Genomic DNA, 18,839 nt, shown 5'->3' with positions numbered 1-18,839 from the left:
GCGATGAATATCCAGATCAAACCCAATGAGGATAAGCTGGCCCGCCTGCTGGAGCAGGACCCCGGCCATTTTGAACCAACCACGGCATTTCGGGTGGCACAGCACCTGTCATCGGGAACGGAGCTGGAGGTCGGTCCCCATTCCGGCATTCAACCAGCCCCCCTTGCCGTCAGCGGTTTTCGCCGCAAGTTGCAGGGCAATGTCGTCAAATCGGCTTTTGCGCCACTGGTCGGACCGCTCGGCGCGCTGCCGCCGGAATATAACGAATTGCTGCTGCGCGAAGAGCGGCGCCGTTCCCGCGCCTTGATCAGCTTTCTCAACCTGTTTGCCATCCGGTTTTCCGAACTGTTCGTGGCGGCCTGCGAAAAATACCGGTTGGCGCGGCGGCTGCGCTGGAGCGCCACCAAGGAACAAAACACCTTCCGCAAAGTGCTGCTATCGCTGACCGGCTTCGGCACCGCCGGACTGGTCGAAAAAGCCGGTGTCGATGAAGATGTGATCCTGCGGTTTTCCGGATTTTTTGCCGATCGTACCCGCAATGTCGCCAGTCTTCGAGCCATGCTGGAGGAATTTACCGGCATGGCGGTGGCGATTGAACAATTCCGCCCGCGCTGGGTCTCCATTCCGTCCGCCGAGTTGAGCCAGATGGGCAAGGGGTCCGGGCCAAGGCTCGGCGTCAATGCTATGGCGGGTGCATCCGTCATGGACCGGAGCGGAGCGCTGAGGCTCGTCATCGGTCCGGTTGGCTATGACGATTATATCAGCCTGTCGCCTGGCAAGCCGCGTCTTGCGGAAATCTTCGCCCTCACCCGGCTGTTTATCGGCAACGGCTTCGATATCGATGCCCAGGTCGTCCTGAAGAAAGAAGACATTCCTTTTTGTCAGATGGGGTCTGCGACCATGCCTGCCCGGCTCGGCTGGAACAGCTGGGCGCGGCTGGCCCCGGCAAGCAGTGACAGCCGCGATGCCGTAGTCACCGAATATCAGGCCATGCCGCAGGGAGGCCGGGCATGAAGCTGGAACTTCGCCCCGAAAAGCCAGTTACCAAAGGCCAGACCACCTGGACGCTGGACTATGGCCGCCGCACCATTGGCCGCGCCCCTGCCTGCGATTGGCAAGTGACGGACAATGAATGCCGCGTCTCCAAACTGCATTGCACCATCAGCCGGGACCGGGACGGTTATGTCCTGAGCGACCAGAGCGCCAATGGTACATTGGTCGATGGCAAGCTGCTGCTGGAAGGCGATACGATCCGGCTCAAACACGGTGCCAGCATCGATGTGCGCGGCTATCGCTTTACCGTTTCGATCACCGGCGAGGCGGCGCCCGAAGCGGTTGATCCCGATCCAACCATGCCGCTCAGCAGTGAGACGCTGACGATTTCCTCGATTCTTGCCGATATCGCCCCGAATGGCACCACCGCCCGCGGCCTTTTGGGAGACCGGCAGGTGGAGGAACCGTGGAAGCAACCTCGGCCCTCAGAGCGAGGCATGTCTGGAGGAGCCACACAATCTGACCGTCGGGCGGACAAGGAAAAGAGCTTTACCCGTCATGTCGATATCGGCTGGAGCGGTCCGCCGCAGACCGACGGCATGAAACCCGTCCTGCCGGACAATTGGTTCGATGAAGATGCCGGCGGAAGCGCCATGGAACATCTGGCCGCGCCGAAAACCTTCGTGACCATCGCGCCACCCGTTCGCCGTCCGCCGCAGGACTTGCCCCCTCCGCAGGAGGAGCGGTCAAAACCGCAGGACGAGTTTGACGCTGTGTTCGCCGATCCCGAGGATCATGAGCCGGATCAGCGACAGAGCCCATCGGCTTCAGATTTGCAAGCGGAGCGGATGATGGCGGCGCTCGCCCGCGCCCAGGAGGCGCTGGCTGAAAGCATCGCGGCCTTCGACCTGCCGGGTGATGCTGTGCCTGCCCTGTCGCCCAGCAGCGGAACCGATCTTGCGGCTCGGCTGGAAGCCTTTGCCGGACAGCAAGAGGCCTTTGCGGCGATTTTGCAAACCATGATGCAGGCGGCAGGCCGCTCGCTGGACCCCCGCCTGCTGGAGGCCAAGGTGGACGCCAACATGCCGATGCGGCTGCCTTTCCTTGCCGAGCGCGACTACTGGGCAGCCTATCGGCAATTGTTTCAGGCCGAGGGCCGTATTCTTTCATTCAGGGATTTCATGCGTCGCGCCGCAATGGGCGAGCAGGCCGAAGAGCCTGCCGCACCTGTTCAGGCTGACAGGATAATGGGGGTTGAAACATCAAATGAGACATGAAAACCGGGTTGCCTGGACCGAAGGCATGTTCCTTCGCGTCCAACATTTCCAGCAGTCCGACCGCTGGACGGAGCGCCTTGTGCGCTCGGTGGCGCGCAGCCTTACACCTTATCCCTGGGGCATTCTGGAAATTGGCCTCGACCGCAGCGCCCTTGCCATCGGCCAGTTTGCGCTATCGGGCCTGCGCGGCATGTTGCCGGATGGCACGCCCTTTGATGCGCCTGAGGATACCGACCTGCCAGCCGCCCTGGAGCTGGACGAATCCGTCAAGAACGCGGTGATCTATCTGGCCCTGCCCGCCCGCCAGCCCGGCAAGGCCGACATGGCCCAGACTGGCACCTCGGCGGTCAACAGCGTGCGGCTTGTTGCTTCACCCTATGAAGCGCCTGATGCCAATGTGGAAACCGATTTCCTGGCGCCCATCGATGTCGGACGTCTGAACCTGAAACTGTTGAAGACCGGCGACGATCTGGCTGGTTATGAACTGCTGGGGCTTGCCCGCGTGGTCGAGGTGCGCTCCGACAAGGCTGTTCTCCTCGATCCGGATTTCATTCCAGCCAGCCTGAACTGCACGGCGTCTTCAAGGCTGCATGAATTGATGACCGAATTGCTGGGCATCGTCCGGCACCGAGCAGAAGCGATTGCCGAACGGATCGGCGATCCAACCATTCGCGGCACCGCCGAAGTCGGCGATTACTTTCTGTTGCAGATCCTCAACCGCGCCGATCCGCTGTTGAAACATGCGCTGGCCAATGCCACCCGCCTGCATCCCATGCAGTTTTACGAGCAATGCATCCAGCTGGCCGGTGAGCTGGCCACGTTTACCATGGAGAGCAAGCGGGCGACGGATTTTCCGGCCTATCGCCATGACGATCTGAAGGCGACGTTCGGCGCCGTATTCGAGGATTTGCGCACCTCGCTGTCCTCGGTGCTGGCGCAATCGGCTGTTGCTATCGAGCTGGTGGAGCGTCGCCACGGCGTTCGGGTCGGCACGATCAACGACCGGAGCCTGCTGCGCGATGCTGGTTTTGTGCTGGCAGTGCGGGCAGACATGTCGGCGGAAGACGTGCGCCGTACCCTTCCCGCCCGCATCAAGGTCGGGCCGGTGGAGCGGATCGCCGAACTGGTCAATGTCGCGCTGCCGGGCATTCCAGTGCGCCCGCTGCCCGTTCTGCCACGCCAGCTGCCTTACCGGGCCGGGACCATCTATTTCGAGCTGGATACCAAGACGCCGCTCTGGAAACAGCTTGAAACATCCGGGGCGATTGCCCTGCACCTGGCAGGCGACTTCCCTGGTCTTGAACTCGAAATGTGGGCCTTGAGAGAATGAGCAACGAACGGCCTCCTTCCTGGCAGGATCTGCCGACCGTGGTGGAAGTCACGGAGGAAAAACGCCTCCAGGACGACAACGCCCGTAAGGTCGCCGACCTGCTCGACGGCGAAACATCGCAACCGGTGCCAGCCGATAGTACGGCGCGCATGCCTGTCGCGCATCTGATCGACAATTTCCGCTTCGGCAGCAGCGAAATGCCGGTGCTGGTGCGCTCGGCAGCACCGCTGCTCAACCTTGCCCATGCGCTACGCTACCGCGCCGAACAACCGGATATCGAGGAACTGCGCCAGGTCTGCATCAACGCGGTCAACCGCTATGAGCGTGACCTCGCCAGCGCCCGTATCAGCCCGGAACGGGCGCGCGCCGCCCATTATGTCGTCTGCGCCACCATCGACGATGTGGTTCTGTCCACGCCATGGGGGGTGCGGGCCGGATGGGCGCGCTCAGGCCTGGTCTCCACCTTCCACAATGACGTGACGGGCGGCGACAGGGTGTTCGATATTCTCGATCATTTCCATCAATCGCCTGGGTCTGCCAAGGATCTGCTGCTGCTGATCTACCTGTCCCTGTCGCTGGCATTCGAAGGCCGCACCCGCGTTTCCTCCAAGGGACCGCTTGAGCTTTCCCGCATTCGCGACAGTCTCTACAAGACCCTGCTTGGCCAATATGGCGTGTTTGAACGGGAGCTTTCGCCCCATTGGCAGGGTGTCCATGCCCGCCACAAGCCGCTTCGCACCATGGCGGCGCTGTGGACCGTGCTGTCGCTGCTGGCCTTGGCGCTTGGGCTTGGCTACCTGTTTTTCACCCTGACCCTGAACGACAGTTCCGACCGGACTTTCGAGCGGCTGGCCGGGCTTGGTCCGCATGAGGCGCCGGGCGTGATGATCACGGTTCCCGTGCCGGAACCGCAGCCCCAGTCGACGGTTACGCCACAAGAACCGGAACCGCAGCCGGTCAAGCCCCCGGCACCGCCGCCGCCAAGCCGCTTGAAAAACCTCATTACCTTCCTTCAGCCGGAAGTCGAAAAGAAGCTGGTCTCGCTGTCGGACGCCAATGGACGGCTGCGTGTTCGCATCAACAATTCCGGCCTGTTCGACACCGGCAGCGCCGATGTGAAGGGCCAGTTCCGCGATCTGCTGCAACGCATCGGCGGGGCGCTGGCGGCGGAAAAATTCCGGGCGGTGGTGATCGGCTATACCGATAATGTGCCGATCAAGACCGTGCAGTTTCCGTCCAACTGGCACCTGTCGGAGGCGCGCGCCAAGGCAGTGGGCGAAATCCTTTCCAGCTTTACCGGACCGGATGCCATCCTGACCGAAGGCCGCGCCGATAGCGACCCGATTGCCGGTAACGACACGCCGGAAGGCCGTGAAATGAACCGGCGCACGGAAATCCTTGTTCTGACCAATCCTGACGAGAAGATCACCGATGCCGGCATTCTGACCCCACCCGTCGAAAGCATAGACAACGGTCAAAATACTCAAGTGCCGAACACAGATATAAAGACGCAGCAGGGGGCCAAGCCGTGATCAATCCACTCAGCTGGTTTTACACCATACGCTCCTATGTCGATTCCTACGCGGGTGTCGTGGGGCGGCGCTTTATCTCGCTGATCTGGGTCATCGCCCTTTGCGTGCTGATCTGGTTCTACGGCTATCTGGCCGCCTTCGGCAGTTTCAAGCCGCTCGCCAGCGTCTCTGCCCGCATCTGGACCATGGTGGTAATTTTTGCCATCTGGACGGCCTATATGATCGTCACCATGGTGCGCGCCAAGCGCCAGGACAAGGAACTGGTCGATAGTATCGAGGCACAGGCGCTGGCCAATCAGCAGGCCGAGGTCAGCGAAATCAGCAACCGGCTGAAGGAAGCTTTGGCCTTGCTGCGGCGCATTACCAAAAAGCGCTTCGGCTACATCTATGAACTGCCCTGGTATGTGATTTTCGGAGCGCCTGGCTCCGGCAAGACAACGGCCCTGACCAATTCAGGCCTGCAATTTCCGCTTGGCGACGCGCTTGGCAGCGATGCCGTCAAAGGCATCGGCGGCACCCGCAATTGCAATTGGTGGTTTGCCGATCAGGCGATCATGATCGACACCGCCGGTCGCTATACGACCCAGGACGACCTCGATGGATCATCGAAAGCCGGATGGGAAGGGTTTCTCGGCCTGTTGCGCCGTTATCGTCGGTCGCAGCCGGTCAATGGCGCGCTCCTCACGCTTTCCATCGGCGACCTGTTGACCCGCGACCCGGAAGCCCAGCGTGAAGAATTGCGGGCGATCCGCAAGCGGCTGGCGGAACTGGACGACCATCTCGGCGCCCGCGTTCCGGTCTATATCCTGCTGACCAAGGCCGATCTTCTGACCGGTTTCGTGGAATTCTACGATAGTTTCAACAAGAGCGACCGCGAACAGGTCTGGGGTACGACCTTCGGCCTGGAGGAAAGCTACGGCGCAAAGACCTTGCCGGAGCGTTTTGCCGAGGAATTCGCCCTGTTGCAACAGCGTGTCGATGCCATGCTGATCGAACGGCTGCAACAGGAACAAAGTGCTGACATCCGCGGCCGGATTTTCCGTTTTCCAGCCGAACTGGCCAGTTTGCAGGAAAAGCTCGGTGAAGCGATCAGCGAGCTTTGCACCGGCTCTTCACTGGTCGAGGCGCCCCTGATCCGTGGCATTTACTTCGTCTCTGCTACGCAGCCGGAGGAAAACCTCACCCGCACCAATGCGAATGCCAACCGGACACGGCGCAGCTATTTCCTGCCGAAACTGTTCAGCGAGGTGATTTTCAACGAGGCCGCCCTGGTTGCCCGCGACAAGCGCCTTTCCTCCCGTCAGGTTCTGCTGCGCCAGGCCGTCTGGGGGCTGGCAGTGGCGGCGGTGGTCATTGTGTTTGCCGGGTGGACCATGACGTTTTTCCAGAACCGGGCCGCTCTTGCCCAGGCCGAAGACCATCTGAACGCCTATGACAAGCTGATCCAGGATGTACCGGTGCGCAATGTGTCGGATGCCGATTTTCTGCGTGTTCTGCCCGCGCTGGACAATCTGCGTGCAGTTCCAACCGGTTTTGACACCCGCTATGTCTGGGCAGCGAGTTTCGGTCTCAGCCAGCGCGACAAGATTGCCGGTCGCCAGCGCGACGCCTATCAGCGCGCTCTGAACAGCCTTTTGCTGCCCCGGATGCTGGTACAATTGCAAAAGGACCTGACCGGCGAAAGCGATGTCACGCGAACCTTCAATGCGCTGAAGCTGTATGAAATGCTCGGCGGACTGGGGCGGCTCGACCGGGAATTCGTCTCTGCCCAGGCAACCCAGATGTTTAACGCCCTTTATCCGGGCGAAGGCCGGACAGCGGCCCGCAAAGCGCTGATCCAGCATGCCAGCGCCATGGCGGCAGGCGTATTGCCGCCGGTCGAAATCGACAAGCGGCTTATTGAAAAGGCCCGCAACACCATCCGCAACCAGACCGTTGCCGAACGGGCTTTCGACATCCTCGCCGGATCGAAACAAGCGCAGGCGCTGATGCCGTGGCAGCCATCGCTTGCCTTTGGCGCGCTGGGGGAGAAAGCCTTCATCCGCAAGTCCGGCGCGCTGCTGACGGAAGGGGTCGAGGGATTGTTTACCGCGACCGGCTACCGCACCGTCGTCCTGCCGCATATTGCCGACGCCGCCCGCGAAGCGCTGCAAGAAGAATGGGTGCGCGGCTCCAATGCGCAATTGCGCGGCCAGACGCTGGAATCGGTAGCCCAGGCGGCCTTGCAGATCTACTATGACCGGCTTGAACAGCGCTGGGCCTCCGTGCTGGGGGATCTCGCCGTCAGGCCGTCGCAAAGTCTTGGTGATGCGGTAGAAACTACGCGCATCCTTTCAAATGACCGCAATATCGTCGCCCAGGCAGCCCGCTCGATTGCCGATGCAACGGATTTGCGCCCGAAGGGCGATACGGCGGGCATGACCACGTTGGTCTCATCTGCAAGCGGTGACACGGTGGCCGCCATGCTGGCATCCTCCATGGCCGCGCCCGATCCCTATAGCCGCTTGCGCGAGGCGCTGGACACGCCTGCCGCAGACGATAACCGCAAGGCCACAACAGGCAATCAGGACAAGCCCGCCTCCCAGGTCGAGGCGATATTGCCTGTCATCACGGCGCTGCATGACCAGCTCGCCCGCTCGGTTACGTCCTCAGCAGAGGTAGCGAAAGTGTTCGATGTCGATAGCCAACTGACACGGGCCAATCAGGACCTGCTCCAGGATGCCCGCCGCCTGCCGGGACCGCTGGATGGCTGGATGGCCGGACTTGCCGCCGATACTGGCTCACTTGCCGTCAAATCGGCCCGCAGCCGGATTGGCGACCTATGGTCGAGCGAAGGGGCAGGCCTGTGCGGCTCCATCGTCACGGGCCGCTATCCCTTCGACCGCGCCTCCAGCCGCGATGTCGCCATGAACGACTTCATCCGGCTTTTTGGACCGAAGGGCCTGTTCCAGACCTTCTTCAAGCAAAGGATGGAGCCCTTCGTCGATCAGTCGATCTCCCCGTGGGGCTGGAAAGGCACCTTCGGCGCGGCAGGCATTCCCAGCGAGGGTATTGCCGAGTTTGAAAGGGCCGACCAGATCTTCCGCGCCTTCTTCCCGAATGGCAGCGAGACGCCGGCGATTGCCATCAATGTCAAGCCGGTGTCGCTTGGCGAGACCTCGACGGCGGTGATGCTGGAAATCCAGGGCGAACGGGTGGTATACTTCCATGGGCCAGTCCAGGCGAAAACCATAACATGGCCATCGAAGGATGCCGCCAGCATGTCGCGGATTGCCTTCCAGCCCGGCGGCTGGCAACAGGCGAAAACAGAAAATGGCGACTGGTCGCCTTTCCGCCTGTTTGACGATGCAAATATCCAAAACCAAGGCGACGATCTGTTCCGGGCGAAATTCACCAACGATAACCAGGTGGCGGAATTCGATGTGCAGTTCGGTTCGGTGCTGAATGCCTTCAGGCTGAAGGCGCTGTCCGAATTTACCTGCCCGACCCAGTTCTGACCCGCAATCGTACGACCCGGCATGATGGCCGGGTCATACCTCCCTGTCAAAGGCACCCCGGATCACTCCGCCGGGATGCATCCTGAGGAAGAGGCAAGCCATGGCATTGCGACCTGCCCAGACAGAAAAGCCCGCCGGTCAGGACCGGATCGGGTTTTTCGGCAAATTACCAAGCCATGGGGATTTCCTCTCGGAAGGCCTGGAACGGGAAATGGTCGCGACGCTCGATGGCTGGATCCGCGGCGGCTTGCATGCCTGTGAACAGGAATTCGGCGCGGCCTGGCCGGAGCTGTTCAGTGCATCGCCTCCTTGGCGGTTCATCGTCGAAAAAGGCGTCTGGGGCCAGGTTGCTCATGCGGGTGTCATGCTGGCCAGCCGTGATCGGGTTGGTCGCAGTTTTCCGCTGATCATCATGGCGCAGATGCACCGTTTCACCCACCATCCCCGCACGCTGTTTCTGGACAATACCTGGTTCATGGCCGCCGAAGGCCTAGCTGAATCAACGATGACGCGGGAATTCGACATTAACCGCTTTACTGAAACCCTGAAGCGCATGCGTATGCCGCGTCCCCAGGAGGAAGAAGGCACCGCCTCAGCCAGCAAGGATGGCACCGCGCTCTGGTGGTATATCGACCCGCAAACCTCAAAACCGCAGGGACTTCGCTTTTCAAGCCAGATGAAAGCCGAGGACTTTCTGCGGCTTTTCCGGCAAAGCGCCGGTCTTATGTCCCGACCGCAAGACAATACCGCGTCCACCCCTGCCACAGCCCGGGCCCCAGCGTCAGTCCCGATACCAGCCGAGGCAAAACCTGCACCTCAACGGGCCGCTCCAAGCCCGGATAAGCCACCCAGAGACCCTAAAACAGCTGAGCCGCAAACAGCAGGGCTACGTTACAGTTACGCCACCCATGCCGGTACGCGGTTTTCGATCAATGCGGACGGGCTATTCATCTGCGAAAAACCGAGGATTTTCGCCATTGCCGACGGTGTCGGAGATGACACCGCGTCGCAGGAAGCCGCACGCTATACTGCCGGCCAACTGGCCGAAATCGGTGAGACCGCCGATCTGGACACCATGTTGCAGGAAATCAAAGGCAAGCTTGGCCGGGCCAATAGCCTGTTGCAAGCCCGCACGCAACGCACAGACGGAACCGCACCCGCTGCAAGCGTTATTGTTGCAGCCTTGGTGAGTCATCAACTTCTGCTGGTGTGGGCGGGGGATGCCAGGGCCTATCTGTTGCGTGACGGCACAATGGTACCACTGACCCGCGACCATATAGCCATCGGCCTGCAAAAACGACTGCGGCGTGGGGTTGGATTGGATCAGCAATTTTTGCCGGAAACGCTGACCACCGACATATTACCGGGCGATCGTCTGTTGTTATGCAGTTTTCCGCTGATCCAGGTCCTGACGGAGCGCACCGTTGCGGAAATTCTGCACCAATGCACCGATGCCGAAAGTGCCGAGCGGCTGGTTCAGGAGGCTTTGATTGCCAATGTGCGCGAAAATGTGAGCGCTATCGTCGTGAGCCTGGCGCGTACCGATGCCTCTGCCTGACGGTTTCAACGAAGTTGCCGCCCGTTTCAACGCGCTGATACAAGCGGTGCGCGGGGATAGGGAGACACCCCATACTGACGGGGAGCAGCGGCTGCTGATCGACCAGTTGAGAAACGCCCTCGACCGGCGGGCCGAAACATTGGCTCCCTCAGACCCCACCTTCATTGCAGGAACATTTGCCGTCGAAACCCTGCTTTACGAGGGACGCCATAGCCGCGTTCTGAGATTACGGCACCGGGATCTGGGAACCGCTTATGTCCTGAAAACACTGACCACGGATGGGGCTTCGTCAGCCAGCCAGGCCGAACTGCTGATCCGTGAAGCCCGGATCGGCCTCAACTTGCACCATTCCAGTTTGGTCGGCACCACAATGCTGTTGCGACTGGACGATGGCAGCCCAGGCCTCATCCAGCCCTGGGCTGGGTATTCGCTGCGCGAGAGGCTGGAGAAGGCAGATGAAACAGACCTAGACATAGCCCAAATCCTGCATGATCTGCTGACGGCACTTGCGGCTTTGCATGATCGCGGTCTTGTCCACGGTGATGTTACCCCTGGCAACATCATTCTCGATCAGCAGCAGCGGATAGCAAGATTAGCCGACTTTGGTTTGACCATAGAATGCGGTGCTAGCTGGGCCGATCTCGGTCTTGCAGAGGTTGGCTCCCCACAATATCGCGCCCCGGAACAAAATACTTCCAGCAAGGCATCGGCGACGATGGATCTCTACGGCGCAGGTCGCGTGCTCTTACGAATGCTCGACACCGCGCCTGAAGGCCAGAACGTCGATCTTGCACAGCTCGCGGATCACCTCTGTAGCGTCGATCCTGCCAACAGGCCAAAGACTGCCAGAGAAGCCTTGGCGAAACTCTCGTAGATAGGGGCAACGGAATGATATCAAAGCGTAACAACGCTTACGCGTTCTCGCCCTCAAAGCATTGAAGACACCTCAAATCCGTCAAGAATTTGAGGTGTCCAAGACCGGAGTTCTAACGGTCATTTTCAATCATAGAACCAGCAGCCCGTTGGTTCAGCTTACAAGGCTCAATTGGAGGAGCCGGGGAGCGGTGCCGCCGATGTTGATGGCACTTTCTGGTAAACGGTCAACAACTTGGCGGCATCAACCATGCCCGAATTGCTGGCATAGAGCACGTCGCCCTTCTGCATCTGGAACAGCTGCATCAGCATGATGCTGGAGGCGTCCTTCATGTTGACATGGTAGATCACCGGCTTGCTGCTGGTGGTCATAGCTACCGGTCCCTTGGCGCCGCTTGCGGTCACCGTCGATGCCGGAACCTGGATCAATTGGTTGCGGAACACATAGACATTGCGGGCGTCGGCCCGGTCATCCAGCAATCCGCCAGCCCGGCCAACCGCCTGAGCCAGGGTGAGTTTGCCGGTTTCGAACTGGAATTCACCCGTGCTTTTGAAGGCGCCGAGGGCCGTATAGCTGGCCGGTTCACCATCGACGATCACCTGGTCGCCGGGCAGCAGGACGATATTCTGTTTTTCATCGCTCATCACCCGATCCAGCGTCGTGGTCGCACGTTCGCGACCGCGCACCACGGTAACCTTGGCGGCCTGCGGTGCGACAGACGCCCCGCCTGACTGCGAAATGATATCCAGAACCCGCTCGCGCCGCGCTGTCAGCGCCACTTTTCCGGGGGTCTTGACACCACCGCTGACCAGAACGGCGCTGGACGGTTTGTCCACAACCGTCACGACGGCCTGTGGGTTAACCGCCGAGCCTTTCATGCCCTGGACAATACGATTTTGTAGGCCTTCCGGGGTGGAATCCGTCACCCGCTGCTTGCCAACGAAGGGCATGGTGACGCTACCTTGGGGATCCACAGTGAAGCGACCAAGATTAAGGGTGCTGCTATGGGTGGAGGAAAACAAACCTTCTTCGCCAGTGTCCAGCAAGGTCACGTCAAACACATCGCCCGGTCGCAGCCTCTGTTGATTATAGGCGCCACGAAGCACAGACAAGCCCGGCTCGGAGGCCGAATAACCAGACTGCGGTGCGACAGCCGTGACCGCTGGCGCCTTGGAAAGCTCAATTACCGGCACTTTGCTTGAACTGCCCGGGAACGTCGCAGACCGGATGGCCCCAGCACTTGGTCCATCCGATGGTTTTGCACAGCTCGACAAAATCGCAATCAAAAGAACTGGCAAAACCTTGCGCATTCGCTGCTCCAAAATCCAAGAATCAATAGAAAAAATAGATAGCAGCAGATGTCTAACTAACAATTGCAAAAAACGACAAATGCCGCAAAAACGACATTCAAAAAACACATGTTGCTTTTGCGCAACCCCAAGAGTGGAAATCGAAGATAGCTCACGTCCAGCAATTGCTGCGACGTTAAGAACCACATTGAGGATGTTGAGAGTCTGTCAGGTGTATTTGAACGGGACAGACGCCAAGCAATTCGCGGAGAATGCAGCTACATTCCAAAGACGTCATCGCGAAGGGCGATTGTGTAGCGTCGACCATAAGCAAACTAACAATTATCAAGTTCGTCCGTGCCATTCTCCGGTCGACGACAGGTGTCGCGGCTCAGCAGGATGGCACCAGGCGACTTTCGGTGAGATCGGTTTCGTGGCGAACTACAGAACCACGCTGCTGATGCTTTCGCCGGAATGCATCAGCTTGAAGCCCTCTTTAATGTCTTCGAGTGGCATGGTGTTGACCTTGCCCCCAAGTTTTATCCAGTTTTGAGTTCGCTCCGGCGGTTTTGGGTTGCTGTATTTGGTGCGGTAGCGGCGGGTTGCGGTGCGGAGCCATTTCGGCTGCGCAGCACCGCATCACGTCGCGGGTTGATGGTTTGAGCGAACTCGGCAGGAGTCATCCAGCCAAGTCCAGAGTGTGGTCGATGCTCGTTGTAATCGCCTCGCCAATTTGAAAGCTCTGATCGCGCATGGATCAATGACGAGAAGAGGGTTTCATTCAGGAGTTCGTCTCGTAGCCGTCCATTGAAGCTTTCGATAAAAGCGTTCTGGATTGGTTTGCCAGGGGCGATGTAGTGCCATTCCACTTTGGTCCGATCCGCCCAATGCAGGATTGCGTTACTGGTGAACTCACTGCCGTTGTCACTGACGATCATCTTCGGCTTGCCGCGTGCTTCGATGATCCGATCAAACTCACGGGCAACCCGTAGCCCGGAAAGGGACGTATCGGTGACGAGAGCCAGGCATTCCCTTGTGCAGTCATCCACGACCGTCAGAATCCGGAACCTGCGGCCATCAGTGAGTTGATCCGACACGAAGTCCAGCGACCAGCGATCATTGGCAGCCGTCGGGATCAACATCGGCGCTCGGGTGCCTATCGCCCGCTTACGTCCGCCACGCTTGCGCACAGTAAGCCTCTCCTCCCGATAGAGCCGGAAGAGCTTCTTGTGGTTCACAAGGTGGCCCTCGCGTCTGAGCAGCACATGAAGGCGCCGATATCCAAAGCGGCGGCGTTCATGCGCCAGCGCCTTCATTCGCTCGCGAAGATCATGGTCATCGCTGCGCCTGGTTTCATAACGGATCGTCATCCGGCAAAAGCCGATGGCTTTACACGCCCGCCCCTCTCAGCGGTGTAAACACCGCCTGCCGGGCAATGGTTCGCTCATCTGGTGATGATCTATCAGATGTGCGACAGCTTTCCGCTTGGCTGCGGGCGTCACCACTTCTTTCCCAAAAGGTCTTTCAAAGCGGCATTGTCGAGCATGGCGTCTGCCAGTAGCCGTTTCAACTTCGCGTTCTCATCTTCTAGCTTCTTCAGCCTCTTGGCTTCGGATACGTCCATGCCGCCGAACTTGGCCTTCCACTTGTAGATGCTCGCATCACTGACACCGCGCTTGCGGCAAAGCTCCGAGACCGGCGTGCCCGCCTCATGCTCCTTCAGAATGCCGATGATCTGTTCGTCTGTAAAACGGTTGCGCTTCATTCCCTGGTCCTCTCAATGGGCCAGAGCTTACTTCAAAATGGATTATTTAAACGGGGCAAGGTCAATCGACGCCAATCCAATCGAGCTTTGTGCCAAGATCACGCTCCATATCTCCCATCAGATCGCGGGCAAAGGTCTTGAGCTCTCCCAACTCTATCCCAAGCTGTTGATTTTCAATGAGAACTGACCCGTTGGGGGTGCGGACGAAAACTTGGACCACCAGGAGGTAGTTCATGTATTCCTACGCAGACAGACTTCGAGCTGTTGAGCTCTATATCCGACTTGGCAAGCGGCTCAAGGCGACCATTCGCCAGTTGGGTTATCCCACGAAAAATGCCCTGAGGGGCTGGTACCGCGAGTACGTCGAGAATCACGACTTGCGTGTTCAGGCGGTAGCTCGACCGCCAAAGTTTTCCGAGGCTCAAAAGCAGGCTGCCCTTGAGCATTACCGCACTCACGATCGTTGCATCTCTTCGACGATGAGGGCGCTTGGTTACCCTGGTCGAGGAACTCTAACCGCATGGGTTCGTGAGGCGTTTCCGGAGGCGCGGACATCGATGGTCGGTCGATCGTGGCACCCTGGCTATTGCGAGGAGGTCCGGCAAGCGGGGGTCATCGGATTATGCAGTGGAGATGAAAGCGCTCAACAGGTAGCTGACCGACTGGGCGTCTCAAGGCCGACACTGTACAGCTGGAAAGATCAGCTACTCGGTCACGAGGCTCCCTCATCCATGAAACGCCGCAAATCCAACCCCAAGGTGCCTGAACGTGAAGAGCTCGAGCGACAGCTTGAAGCCCTCCAGCGTGATGTCCGCCAGTTACAACTCGAGCATGATCTCCTGAAGAAGGCCAACGAACTCCTAAAAAAAGACCTGGGCGTCGATCCGCAGATCCTGAGTAATCGGGAGAAGACACAACTGATTGACGCCCTTAAGGAAGTTTATCGCTTGCCAGAGCTGCTTGCCCAGCTTCGGATTGCCCGCAGCTCCTACTTCTACCATCGCGCCCGCATGTGCCTGGCAGACAAGTATGCCGCCGTCCGCCACAGCCTAGCGGAGATCTTTGAAGCGAACCGTCGTTGCTACGGTTATCGACGACTGCAGGCGTCGCTGGCCAGACAGAGCGTGATAATCTCGGAAAAGGTTGTCCAGCGATTGATGAAGCAGGAGCAGTTGGTCGTTGCCAGGCCGCGTCGACGGCGGTTTGGATCCTATCTGGGAGAGATCAGTCCAGCGCCCGAGAACCTGATCAATCGCGACTTCCATGCAAAAGCGCCGAACGTGAAGTGGCTGACAGACATCACCGAGTTCCAGATCCCAGCTGGCAAGGTGTACCTTTCGCCTATCATCGATTGCTTTGACGGCATGGTCATCAGTTGGTCGATCGGAACGCAACCAGATGCGGGGCTTGTCAACACCATGCTGGATGCAGCCATCGGAACCGTCGCCAACGGCGAGGAACGGACAATCATCCATTCTGATCGCGGAGCCCATTATCGATGGCCCGGCTGGTTAACCCGTATCAGCGAAGCAAGACTGGTTCGCTCGATGTCCCGAAAGGGTTGCTCGCAAGACAACGCCGCGTGCGAAGGGTTCTTCGGTCGGTTGAAAACCGAGCTCTTCTATCCACGAGACTGGAAGGCCATCACAATCGAACAGTTCGTGGCTGAGGTGGATGCCTATATCCGATGGTACAATGAGAAGCGTATCAAGATATCGCTGGGATCGCTCAGCCCGGTCGAATATCGTAAAAGCCTCGGCCTGTTATTATGAAGCAGTCCAACTTTTTATCCGCACCCCCGGTGGCGGATATTCGATGATTTCGAAGGACATGCTCGGCTGCACCAATGCCCGGACCAAGGGGACTTGTGAAAATCGGCTGAACATCCGCCGCGACACGCTCGAACAACCCGTTCTTAACGGGCTCGACAAGCATCTGATGGAACCGGACCTCTACAAGGAGTTTTGCGAAGAGTTCACACTTGAAATGAACAAGGCGCGAATGGAAGCCCGCGCGTCGCTCGATTCATCGGCCGCCGAGATCAAACGGATCGACCGCGAGCTCGATACCCTTCTCGACCTTATTCTGAAGGGTGGTGCTGCCGACAGGATCAACGCGAAGATGGTGGCGCTCGAAGCCCGCAAGAAAGAGCTGGCCGGCTTCCTCGACGGCGCAGAAGAACCGCCTCCCCTGCTGCATCCCAATCTAGCGAAGTATTATCATGAGGAGATCGCTGCTCTACACAGGCAGCTTGGCAACGAGGAGACGCGGGCACTGGCGGCCGACAAACTCCGCACGCTGGTCAGTCTCATCGATCTCGTGCCCGATGGTGCGGAATTGGTGATCGTGCTGCGCGGCGATCTGGCCGCGATCCTCACCTTCGCATCAGGCAAGAAGAAGCCCGAGTTTCTGAATGAGAGGGTAATCCTCGAAGAACTCATGGGCCGCCGCGCCGGTGGGATTGAAGCCAAGCAACGCAAAAAAGCCCCTGCGGTTGAGGGGCTTTGATGGTATTGCGGTGATTTATTTGGTTGCGGGGGCAGGATTTGAACCTGCGGCCTTCAGGTTATGAGCCTGACGAGCTACCGGGCTGCTCCACCCCGCGTTATATTTTAGTGTATTTTTCAACGTAAGAAGGGTCGCTTTATGCGACCCTTTTTGTTGTCGGCAGGGCCGAATTTTTGGAGAGAAGATGATTGATTTGATTGATGTCTTTACAACATTGCCATTAGCAGACCTGGCAGCGACCTACTCTCCCGCGTCTTAAGACGAAGTACCATTGGCGCAGGGGCGTTTCACGGCCGTGTTCGGAATGGGAACGGGTGCGGCCGCCCCGCCATGACCACCAGGTCAGCTAAGGGCAATGTTGATGCTCTCGCATCAACATTGTTCCCTTTTCTTTGGCAAACCCATCTTCTTCGCTTGCGCTCAGAAGGGTGCCAAAGCGTTGATACGGAACCGTATTGATGCTTTGCATAATTGAGAAGCTGGTGGGCGTTGCCCGTTTTCTTATTGTGTGAACACGTCTTTTTTGTTTCCGTGGCCGTGACGAGCTCCGCTCGCAAGGCCAAGGGCCGTCGCACCTGATGGTGCGGGCCGTCCGCAGCGAAGGCTCAAAGAGCCGACAGCGTCAGGACAAAACAGATGGCATCATCAAAGCCGAAGGCTTTGATGAGCATGGTCAATGAGAACGATTAAGCCAATCGAGCTATTAGTAACGGTAAGCTTCGCAGGTTACCCTGCTTCCACACCCGTCCTATCAACGTGGTCGTCTTCCACGGCTCTGATAGGGAATACTCGTTTTCAGGTTGGTTTCCCGCTTAGATGCCTTCAGCGGTTATCCATTCCATATATAGCTACCCTGCTATGCCGTTGGCACGACAACAGGTCCACCAGAGATATGTCCATCCCGGTCCTCTCGTACTAGGGACAGATCCTGTCAATATTCCTACACCCACGGCAGATAGGGACCGAACTGTCTCACGACGTTCTGAACCCAGCTCACGTACCGCTTTAATTGGCGAACAGCCAAACCCTTGGGACCTGCTCCAGCCCCAGGATGCGATGAGCCGACATCGAGGTGCCAAACAACCCCGTCGATATGGACTCTTGGGGGTCATCAGCCTGTTATCCCCGGCGTACCTTTTATCCGTTGAGCGATGGCCCTTCCACGCGGGACCACCGGATCACTATGACCGACTTTCGTCTCTGCTCGACTTGTCAGTCTCGCAGTCAGGCGGGCTTATGCCATTGCACTCGACGACCGATTTCCGACCGGTCTGAGCCCACCATCGCGCGCCTCCGTTACTCTTTCGGAGGCGACCGCCCCAGTCAAACTACCCACCATACACTGTCCCGGATCCGGATAACGGACCGCGGTTAGACATCCATGACGATAAGGGTGGTATTTCAAGGATGGCTCCACTCGAACTGGCGTCCAAGCTTCAAAGCCTACCACCTATCCTACACATGCCGACACGAATGCCAGTGTAAAGCTATAGTAAAGGTGCACGGGGTCTTTCCGTCTGACCGCAGGAACCCCGCATCTTCACGGGGAATTCAATTTCACTGAGTCTATGTTGGAGACAGCGGGGAAGTCGTTACGCCATTCGTGCAGGTCGGAACTTACCCGACAAGGAATTTCGCTACCTTAGGACCGTTATAGTTACGGCCGCCGTTTACTGGGGCTTCAATTCAAAGCTTGCACCTCTCCTTTTAACCTTCCAGCACCGGGCAGGCGTCAGACCCTATACGTCGTCTTGCGACTTCGCAGAGCCCTGTGTTTTTGATAAACAGTCGCTACCCCCTGGTCTGTGCCACCCCTCTCCACTTGCGTAAAAAGGGGTCACGCTTCTTCCGAAGTTACGCGTGCAATTTGCCGAGTTCCTTCAACATAGTTCTCTCAAGCGCCTTGGTATACTCTACCTGACCACCTGTGTCGGTTTCGGGTACGGTCTATACGGTGGAGCTATTTCCTGGAACCACTCCACTGCACAATCAATCCAGTAAGACTGTACAATTTGTGTGATCCGTCACTACCACCAGGCCCACGAATATTAACGTGGTTCCCATCGACTACGCATTTCTGCCTCGCCTTAGGGGCCGGCTAACCCTGCTCAGATTAACTTTAAGCAGGAACCCTTGGTCTTTCGGCGAGGGGGTCTCTCACCCCCTTTATCGTTACTCATGTCAACATTCGCACTTCCGATACCTCCAGGATGTCT

Annotated in this window: 11 protein-coding genes, 1 tRNA gene, 2 rRNA genes and 1 pseudogene (1 of these 15 running past the window's edge); 9 read left to right on the top strand and 6 right to left on the bottom strand. The window is 58.5% G+C overall.

What is annotated here, in order from left to right:
- Positions 1-3 precede the first annotated feature (3 nt).
- The 7 genes from tssG to FS819_RS22475 all read left to right on the top strand — a co-directional run bounded on the left by tssG (position 4) and on the right by FS819_RS22475 (position 11,061).
- A complete protein-coding gene (gene tssG, locus FS819_RS22505) occupies positions 4-1,014 on the top strand; it encodes a type VI secretion system baseplate subunit TssG (protein WP_156549454.1) in 1,011 nt (336 codons plus the stop codon).
- Positions 1,011-2,270: an FHA domain-containing protein gene (locus FS819_RS22500; protein ID WP_156549452.1), complete on the top strand. Its 1,260-nt coding sequence runs from the start codon at positions 1,011-1,013 to the stop codon at positions 2,268-2,270. Before tssG ends, FS819_RS22500 begins: the two co-directional genes overlap by 4 nt.
- A complete protein-coding gene (tssK, locus tag FS819_RS22495) occupies positions 2,260-3,600 on the top strand; it encodes a type VI secretion system baseplate subunit TssK (protein ID WP_070163230.1) in 1,341 nt (446 codons plus the stop codon). The genes FS819_RS22500 and tssK overlap by 11 nt, the downstream gene beginning before the upstream one ends.
- Entirely contained in the window at positions 3,597-5,132 is a 1,536-nt protein-coding gene (tssL, locus tag FS819_RS22490) for a type VI secretion system protein TssL, long form (protein ID WP_156549450.1), read from the top strand. The genes tssK and tssL overlap by 4 nt, the downstream gene beginning before the upstream one ends.
- A complete protein-coding gene (gene tssM, locus FS819_RS22485) occupies positions 5,132-8,629 on the top strand; it encodes a type VI secretion system membrane subunit TssM (protein ID WP_234624706.1) in 3,498 nt (1,165 codons plus the stop codon). Before tssL ends, tssM begins: the two co-directional genes overlap by 1 nt.
- A gap of 100 nt (positions 8,630-8,729) precedes the next feature.
- Positions 8,730-10,187: a type VI secretion system-associated protein TagF gene (tagF, locus tag FS819_RS22480; protein WP_156549448.1), complete on the top strand. Its 1,458-nt coding sequence runs from the start codon at positions 8,730-8,732 to the stop codon at positions 10,185-10,187.
- Complete coding sequence (locus tag FS819_RS22475) at positions 10,174-11,061, top strand: protein kinase domain-containing protein (RefSeq protein ID WP_156549446.1); 888 nt, start codon at positions 10,174-10,176, stop codon at positions 11,059-11,061. The genes tagF and FS819_RS22475 overlap by 14 nt, the downstream gene beginning before the upstream one ends.
- A gap of 167 nt (positions 11,062-11,228) precedes the next feature.
- On the opposite strand, the gene FS819_RS22470 is transcribed toward FS819_RS22475, so the two are convergent.
- From FS819_RS22470 to FS819_RS22460, 3 genes and pseudogenes are all read right to left on the bottom strand, one after another.
- Positions 11,229-12,371: a polysaccharide biosynthesis/export family protein gene (locus tag FS819_RS22470; protein ID WP_156549444.1), complete on the bottom strand. Its 1,143-nt coding sequence runs from the start codon at positions 12,369-12,371 to the stop codon at positions 11,229-11,231.
- A 518-nt stretch (positions 12,372-12,889) separates the two neighbouring features.
- Positions 12,890-14,115, bottom strand: a pseudogene (locus FS819_RS22465) (IS3 family transposase).
- 61 nt (positions 14,116-14,176) lie between these two features.
- A complete protein-coding gene (locus FS819_RS22460; protein WP_498724654.1) occupies positions 14,177-14,350 on the bottom strand; it encodes a hypothetical protein in 174 nt (57 codons plus the stop codon).
- Here FS819_RS22460 and FS819_RS22455 point away from each other — a divergent pair.
- Positions 14,349-15,887 carry an IS3 family transposase gene (locus FS819_RS22455; protein WP_234625165.1) on the top strand — a complete coding sequence of 513 codons (1,539 nt, stop codon included), beginning with the start codon at positions 14,349-14,351 and terminating at the stop codon, positions 15,885-15,887. The genes FS819_RS22460 and FS819_RS22455 overlap by 2 nt on opposite strands.
- A 43-nt stretch (positions 15,888-15,930) precedes the next feature.
- The gene (locus tag FS819_RS22450; protein ID WP_156551626.1) at positions 15,931-16,623 is read left to right on the top strand and encodes a hypothetical protein; all 693 of its coding nucleotides are present in this window, start codon (positions 15,931-15,933) and stop codon (positions 16,621-16,623) included.
- A gap of 20 nt (positions 16,624-16,643) precedes the next feature.
- Here FS819_RS22450 and FS819_RS22445 read toward each other — a convergent pair.
- The 3 genes from FS819_RS22445 to FS819_RS22435 all read right to left on the bottom strand — a co-directional run.
- Positions 16,644-16,720: transfer RNA gene (locus FS819_RS22445), tRNA-Met, on the bottom strand.
- A gap of 130 nt (positions 16,721-16,850) precedes the next feature.
- Positions 16,851-16,965 (bottom strand): 5S ribosomal RNA (gene rrf, locus FS819_RS22440).
- 340 nt (positions 16,966-17,305) lie between these two features.
- Positions 17,306-18,839: ribosomal RNA gene (locus FS819_RS22435) — 23S ribosomal RNA — on the bottom strand (it continues 1,265 nt past the right edge of the window).

The sequence above is a fragment of the Allorhizobium sp. Av2 genome (assembly GCF_021462805.2).
Lineage (GTDB): Bacteria > Pseudomonadota > Alphaproteobacteria > Rhizobiales > Rhizobiaceae > Allorhizobium > Allorhizobium vitis_G.
The sequence above is the reverse complement of the archived record's forward strand: the minus strand, read 5'-3'. Positions and strand labels throughout refer to the sequence as shown.

Bases quoted from the DNA above. Each gene is read 5' to 3' on its own strand.
- tssG (WP_156549454.1), top strand. From the start codon at position 4: ATGAATATCCAGATCAAACCCAATGAGGATAAGCTGGCCCGCCTGCTG.
- tagF (WP_156549448.1), top strand. From the start codon at position 8,730: ATGGCATTGCGACCTGCCCAGACAGAAAAGCCCGCCGGTCAGGACCGG.
- FS819_RS22470 (WP_156549444.1), bottom strand. From the start codon at position 12,371: ATGCGCAAGGTTTTGCCAGTTCTTTTGATTGCGATTTTGTCGAGCTGT.
- tssK (WP_070163230.1), top strand. From the start codon at position 2,260: ATGAGACATGAAAACCGGGTTGCCTGGACCGAAGGCATGTTCCTTCGC.
- FS819_RS22460 (WP_498724654.1), bottom strand. From the start codon at position 14,350: ATGAACTACCTCCTGGTGGTCCAAGTTTTCGTCCGCACCCCCAACGGG.
- FS819_RS22455 (WP_234625165.1), top strand. From the start codon at position 14,349: ATGTATTCCTACGCAGACAGACTTCGAGCTGTTGAGCTCTATATCCGA.
- FS819_RS22475 (WP_156549446.1), top strand. From the start codon at position 10,174: ATGCCTCTGCCTGACGGTTTCAACGAAGTTGCCGCCCGTTTCAACGCG.
- FS819_RS22500 (WP_156549452.1), top strand. From the start codon at position 1,011: ATGAAGCTGGAACTTCGCCCCGAAAAGCCAGTTACCAAAGGCCAGACC.
- FS819_RS22450 (WP_156551626.1), top strand. From the start codon at position 15,931: ATGATTTCGAAGGACATGCTCGGCTGCACCAATGCCCGGACCAAGGGG.
- tssL (WP_156549450.1), top strand. From the start codon at position 3,597: ATGAGCAACGAACGGCCTCCTTCCTGGCAGGATCTGCCGACCGTGGTG.